This window comes from Mesorhizobium sp. WSM4840, assembly GCF_055811755.1.
In genome coordinates this window covers 1-6,302 of record NZ_JBVVQD010000074.1, presented here as the reverse complement: position 1 = coordinate 6,302, position 6,302 = coordinate 1, and the positions used below count along the sequence as shown (strand labels likewise).

Genomic DNA, 6,302 nt, shown 5'->3' with positions numbered 1-6,302 from the left:
TCAAACTAATCATGGGCGAGAACTTCATGCGGGTAGCCTCGGTCGTTTGGAAGTGACCGGGCTTGCCGGTGCTCAGTGAGCGTCTGGCGCCGGCCCTGCGCACTTAACGCGGGCTGGGTGTCCCGTTTTAACAAAAGTGCCGTCTTCGCCTAACAAGAACCAAAGCATGGATGAAGTTCGCCGCCATCAATACCTTGCGGCCGGTGTGAAAGAAGAAGTGGTACAGTCCGCGGGTGCTGACTTACATCATCGCCCTCGAAGAGAATTCGCCGCCCCTCTAATCCACTGATGGCCGAACTCGCAGCAGCTTATTAAACAGGAAATGGGAGGACACCATGAAAGATGTTATCCAGAATATCGACCGCCGCACTCTTCTTAAGGGAGGAGCCGCCTTGGGCGGTGGTATCATTGCTACCGGTATACCTCTCTCGCAGGTCATCTGGGCGGCGGAAGGCAAAGTACTCAAGGTCGCCGCTCCGGCGGATCTTGCGACTTTGGATACTGGCTTTTACACCGTGACTTTCGAAATAGATGTGATGAACTGCCTCTTTTCGAAGCTTACGCATTTTAAGCCAGGCTCGGAATGGGGCTGGGATCTGGAGGCGGCGGAAAAGATAGAGCAAATCGATCCGACGCATATTCGCTTCCACCTGAAGAAAGGCATCAAATTCAGCGGCGGCTATGGTGAGATGACTGCAAAGGACGTCAAGTTCTCATTTGAACGCATCATCAAGCACAAGGCGGCTAATATGTCCGAGCTAGGCTCATTCGATCATGTCGAGATTGAGGACGATCATACGGGCGTTTTCGTGTTCAAGACGCCCTATGTGCCGGTCTGGACCGTCACCTTCCCTTATGCCACCGGTCATATCGTTTCCGAGCAAGCGGTGATGAAGGCGACCAAGGGCGGCGGCAATTTCGGCATGAAACCGCCGGCGTTCTCTGGACCCTATGTGCTCGCGGACTGGAAGCAAAATCAATACACTCTGTTGATCCGAAATCCCGAGTGGTCTGGACCAAAGCCCGGCTTTGATGAAATCCGCATCGTACCCATTACCGACGCTAAGGCTAGGGAACGCGCCTACCAGGCCGGCGATGTTGATTTCGCGACAATCGGTCTCGATTCACTGGCGACGTTCAAAAGCAATCCACCGCCGGATACAAAGGTTGAGGAGCATCCCTCGCTCAGTTACGTCTACCTTGGCATGAATATGGATAACCCGAAGCTGAAGGACATCAATGTCCGCAAAGCAATTCAATGGGCCATCAATGTGCCGCAGATCCTGGACGCCGCGTATGCAGGGCAGGCCAACGTGGCAACCGGGATTATTCCGCCAGGTATTATCGGACATCGCGAGAAGGCGCTCGTTCCACCGGAAGGCGACCTTGCCAAGGCCAAGGAGTTCCTGGAAAAGGCCGGAGTCAGCGACCTGCAGTTAACCCTCGATTGCGACAACAGTGGCATTCCTTCGATAATTGCCCAGACGATTCAGGCCCAGTTGTCGCAGATTGGCATTACTGTGCAAGTCAATGTCCAGGACCCTAGTTCCTTCTGGACGATCGGTCAGGAATCGGGAGGCGATCGCTGGAAGGACTTGCAACTCTATATCCAAATCTACGCCGGTCTGCCTGACCCTTACTACTACACGGCCTGGTACGTGAAAGCCCAAGTGGGCATTTGGAATTGGGAGCGCTTCAGGAGTGACCGCTTTGACGAGCTCAACGCCAAGGCAATCACAATTGAGGATCCAAGCGAGCGCGCAAAGCTCTATTACGAGATGCAGGACCTCTTGGAGGAGTCGGGCGCCTACCGTTTCCTGACACATGGTGGTACTCCTGTCGTGTACCACACGACTAAGGTGCAGGCTGCGACCCGTCCGGACGGCCACCCTTTATATGTCGACTTCAAGCCGGCCTCTGATTAATCGTCGGGCTGAGGTATGTTGTTTTATCTTTGTAAGAGGTTGGTCCTCGCGGTCACGATCATCGTGACCGCGGTGACACTTCTGTTCCTGATGATCCAGTCGCTGCCGGGCGATCCAGCGGCTGTTCTGCTCGGCCCGCGTGCTACCCCCGAAATGAAGGCGCAGCTGCATCAGCAGATGGGGCTCGACAGGCCGTTCATCGTGCAGATCGCTACCTTCTTCGGCGGCCTGCTTCGCGGCGATATCGGGCATGACGTGTTCAGCCAGAGGCCTGTCGCCGACATCGTGTTTGGGCAACTGCTCTACACGATTGAGTTGATCCTCGTCTCGATCTTTTGGGCCGCCGCTATCGCCGTGCCGCTAGGGTGCTACTCTGCCATGCGGCGCAATTCCTTGCTCGATCAAGCGGTTGGGGTAATCGCGGTCGCGACCATCGCCATTCCTTCGTTTGTCATGGCAGTTTACGCGCTGCTGATCTTTGCCGTTGCCCTCCGCTGGTTGCCGGCAATTGGGCCGGGAGAAGGCTTTGTGGACGGGCTCGTCCACCTGATTCTGCCGAGCTTTGCAATGGGAATTGGGTGGGTAGGCTACATCTCTCGACTGGTGCGCGCGTCCATGCTCGAAGCGCTGGGTGAGAACCATATCCGCATGGCTCGCTCTTTCGGGATTTCGGAATGGCGCATTGTTACCCGCTACGCACTGCCACTTGCGATCTTGCCAACGGTAACCATCTTGGGCGTAGGGATCGCATGGCTGCTGTCGGCAGCGGTGTTTGTCGAAGTGGTGTTCGCAAGACCGGGGATCGGCGCGCTGATCGTGCAGGCGGTGAATACGCGCAACTATCCAATTGTGATGGGCGTTGTCGTGGTCACCACCTTCCTAATCGTCATTTCAACAACGGTGTCCGATCTGGTCAATGCAAGCCTTGACCCGCGGGCTCGGGAAAAGCTCTGACTCATGACGAGCCTTGACACGATTGGTACAGAAGCTCCCGCAAGGCGCAATCCAGGTGCCCTCAGATCATTCCTGCGGCAACTACTTAAAAACCGTCTGGGCATGCTTGGCGCGGTGCTTGTCTTGGTGGTGGTGGCGGGCGCGATCTTTGGTCCGCTCATCGTCACACATGACCCAATCCGCATAATGGTCGGGCCTCGTTTGGCGGGCCCTTCAGCAGATTTTCTTCTTGGCACGGATCAACTTGGCCGTGACACTTTTTCGCGTACCATCATGGGCGGCCGCATCCCGCTTCTCGTTGCCTTTGCATCGCTCGGCAGTTCGCTTGTCGTTGGGCTCGTGCTTGGCCTGATAGCAGGGTTCGGGCAGCGCTGGCTCGACAACCTTCTGCTACTATTCTTCGACACAATCCGCTCCTTTCCCGGGATCATATTTGCGTTGGCCATCATCGCGCTTCTTGGCCCCAGCATGTCGAGCGTGATCCTGGTCATCGCAATAACATCGATGCCGATCTATGCGCGTGTCGTGCGCACCCAAACGCAAGCCCTGCGCAACTCCGATTACATTGACGCGGAGCGCAGCATGGGCGCCAGCATGACGCGCATCCTCACCGTTCACATGCTGCCAAACGTGATCGGTCCGCTTGTTATTCTTGTGAGCATGGATGTGCCCGCGGTCATCGCCGTCCAAGCGGGTCTCAGCTTTCTCGGCATGGGTGTGCAGCCACCCACGCCCGACTGGGGAGCTATCCTCAATGATGGCTATAGCTATATCAATCAAACCCCCTGGCTGGTCTTTGCCGGCGGCATTCCAATAGTGGTCGCCACGCTGGGCTTCACATTCCTTGGCGAAGCATTGCGTGACATATTCGATCCCAAGCTGCGGAAAGACTTATGAGACGTGAGGATCCGACACCGCCAATGTCCGCCCATCCGCTTCTCGAAGTTCGGAACCTCAACCTCGACTTCGGCTCGCCACGCGGACGTATTCACGCACTGCGCAACGTTTCGCTGGACGTGCCGACCGGACAGATAGTCGGCATCGTCGGGGAGAGTGGATCCGGCAAATCCACGCTTGCCTATACTGTGATGGGTCTACTTCCAGAAAACGCTCAGGTTACTGCCGGCAGCATCGTATTTGAAAGACGTGACCTGCTCACACTGACTGCCCAGGCGCGACGTAGTCTGATGGGAGATCGCATTTCCATGATCTTCCAGGACCCAATGACTGCACTCAATCCGGTGCGGACAATCGAAAGCCAGATGATCGATATCCAGCACCACGAACAGCGAGCCCGTAGGGAAAAGCGCGATCGTGCCGTCGACATGCTCAAGCGCGTCGGAATTCCCGATCCGCAAAGCCGCATTCGGAACTATCCGCATCAGTTCTCTGGTGGCATGCGCCAGCGCATCTGCATTGCCATGGCACTTCTGGTGAAACCGGTGCTCCTTATTGCCGACGAGCCGACCACAGCGCTTGATGCAACGTTGGAAGTCCAGATCATCCATTTGCTCAAGGATCTGCAAAGGGAGATCGGTTGCTCCATCCTATTCGTCTCCCACCACCTAGGTGTGGTGGCCGAACTCTGCGACCGCGTTGCCGTTATGTATGCGGGTGAGGTGGTGGAGCAGGGAGCCGTACGCAATATCTTCCATAATCCTGGCCATCCCTACACTCGGGCGCTGCTTGAGTGCGACCCTGGACGGATCAAAGAACGGACGCGCAATTTGCCGACCATCCCGGGAGAGGTCCCCAGTCTGCTCGGGAGCAAAAAGGGATGTATCTTCCACCCGCGGTGTCCTCACGCTTTCGATCGCTGCGTGCATGAGACGCCTGCCGAATACCGTGTCGCTGCTGACCAGATCGCGCGATGCCATCTACTCGATCGAACTGGGATGGTTGCGGCATGAGTGCGCTACTGAGTGTCCAGGACCTGCGCGTCCGCTTCCGCACCATGGGGTCGCTGAAGGCGCTCACAACGGGCACGTCAGACCCTTTCATTGACGCTGTGTGCGGCGTCTCCTTTGAAATTCGCAAGGGCGAGACGCTTGCCCTCGTCGGCGAAAGCGGATCTGGCAAATCCACCATCGCGCGCACGATCATCGGCCTTCAGCCGGCTTTTGGCGGCAGCATTCGTTTCGACGGGCCGGAACTTATCGGCCCCAAAGCGGCCGAACGAAAGTCCTACCTGCGCCGTATGACGATGATGTTCCAGGATCCCGTGGGCTCCCTCTCGCCGCGGCTGACAGTGCAGTCGCTACTCACCGAGCCATTCCGCATACACGGCGTGAGCAATCGCGATCCCGGTGCCGAAGCGGAGCGTCTGTTGCGCACGGTCGGCTTGCCGGCGGACTTTGGGCGCCGCTATCCCCACCAGCTCTCTGGCGGTCAGGCCCGGCGCGTCGGCGTCGCTCGTGCCCTTGCACTCAACCCAGACCTGATCATCGCCGACGAGCCCACAGCTGGGCTCGACGTGTCGGTCCAGGGCGAGGTGCTTAATCTGCTTGCTCGCCTCCAGGATGAACTCGGGATCGCCATCCTGATCATCACCCACAACCTCAACGTAGTCCGCCACATGGCCGATCGTATGGCGATCATGTATCTCGGTCGCATTGTCGAGATTGGCTCAACCCAAGACATATTCGATCATCCCCGCCATCCTTATACGCAGGCCTTGCTCTCGGCCAATCCGGTGCCCGATCCCGATGCCGTTCTCAACCGCATCGAAATCAAGGGCGAGGTGCCGAGCATGCTGAGACGGCCAACCGGCTGCGAGTTCCACACGCGGTGCCAGTACGCGCAGGAAATCTGCAGCCGGGTTTTCCCCGAACCTGCAGCGAGATGGGACGACGCCGAGCATAGCTTCAAATGCCACTTTCCAATCGGCCGGAACCAGCAGCAGACAGATTGGTTAGCTAAATGAGATCGAGCATCGAGTACCGATGCCTTGGTTTGGCCTCGATCGTAGAACTGACGAGGCTGAGGTTAGAGCGCGTCCTGTTTAATCCGGCTGTATGGCGGCAGGAACATGAGCCTCGCGCCGGCCTGCTCGATCGCACTTCGAACGCCGGCCGCCTTGTGGGCAGGCAGGTTGTCCATCACAACGACGTCGCCCGGCGACAAGGTGGGAACCAGAACCTGCTCGACATAGGCGAGCTGCGCTTTCCCGAAGCTTGCATCGAAGACATCGACTTTGCCGCATCGCACGGGCTTGACCGTCGCAACACTATGGCGCTCGCCCAAGGCGAACGGCGAACTTAATCGTCCCCGGCTAGACAGGGGCCGGCAAGTAGTCGAGGCGGCGCAGCTCGATCATTCCGCTTCAGCTTGGCATTCTCTTCCTCAAGCCCTACCTCAACAGTGAGATTCTAAAAGCGTTGTTAGTTCAATGCGTTGAAGGCGCGCGAACGGGTGTTTGCACTA

The 6,302-nt window shown here is 57.5% G+C and carries 5 protein-coding genes and 1 pseudogene; 5 read left to right on the top strand and 1 reads right to left on the bottom strand.

Going from position 1 to position 6,302, the window contains the following annotated elements; all coding sequences use genetic code 11:
- Positions 1–335: 335 nt before the first annotated feature.
- The 5 genes from AC0L3I_RS36515 to AC0L3I_RS36495 are packed head-to-tail and all read left to right on the top strand — an operon-like array spanning position 336 to position 5,802.
- On the top strand, positions 336–1,925 hold the full coding sequence (locus tag AC0L3I_RS36515) for an ABC transporter substrate-binding protein (RefSeq protein WP_473530179.1): 1,590 nt from the start codon (positions 336–338) through the stop codon (positions 1,923–1,925).
- Positions 1,926–1,940: 15 nt separating this feature from the next.
- A complete protein-coding gene (locus tag AC0L3I_RS36510) occupies positions 1,941–2,879 on the top strand; it encodes an ABC transporter permease (protein WP_473530178.1) in 939 nt (312 codons plus the stop codon).
- Between the two features lie 3 nt (positions 2,880–2,882).
- Entirely contained in the window at positions 2,883–3,776 is an 894-nt protein-coding gene (locus AC0L3I_RS36505) for an ABC transporter permease (protein WP_473530177.1), read from the top strand.
- 23 nt (positions 3,777–3,799) lie between these two features.
- Complete coding sequence (locus AC0L3I_RS36500) at positions 3,800–4,789, top strand: ABC transporter ATP-binding protein (protein ID WP_473530176.1); 990 nt, start codon at positions 3,800–3,802, stop codon at positions 4,787–4,789.
- Positions 4,790–4,833: 44 nt separating this feature from the next.
- On the top strand, positions 4,834–5,802 hold the full coding sequence (locus AC0L3I_RS36495; RefSeq protein ID WP_473530175.1) for an ABC transporter ATP-binding protein: 969 nt from the start codon (positions 4,834–4,836) through the stop codon (positions 5,800–5,802).
- Between the two features lie 86 nt (positions 5,803–5,888).
- On the opposite strand, the pseudogene AC0L3I_RS36490 reads toward AC0L3I_RS36495, so the two are convergent.
- Positions 5,889–6,038, bottom strand: a pseudogene (locus tag AC0L3I_RS36490) (transposase); the annotation flags it as partial.
- Positions 6,039–6,302: the final 264 nt, after the last annotated feature.

Bases quoted from the DNA above. Each gene is read 5' to 3' on its own strand.
- AC0L3I_RS36505 (WP_473530177.1), top strand. From the start codon at position 2,883: ATGACGAGCCTTGACACGATTGGTACAGAAGCTCCCGCAAGGCGCAAT.
- AC0L3I_RS36495 (WP_473530175.1), top strand. From the start codon at position 4,834: ATGGGGTCGCTGAAGGCGCTCACAACGGGCACGTCAGACCCTTTCATT.
- AC0L3I_RS36515 (WP_473530179.1), top strand. From the start codon at position 336: ATGAAAGATGTTATCCAGAATATCGACCGCCGCACTCTTCTTAAGGGA.
- AC0L3I_RS36500 (WP_473530176.1), top strand. From the start codon at position 3,800: ATGTCCGCCCATCCGCTTCTCGAAGTTCGGAACCTCAACCTCGACTTC.
- AC0L3I_RS36510 (WP_473530178.1), top strand. From the start codon at position 1,941: ATGTTGTTTTATCTTTGTAAGAGGTTGGTCCTCGCGGTCACGATCATC.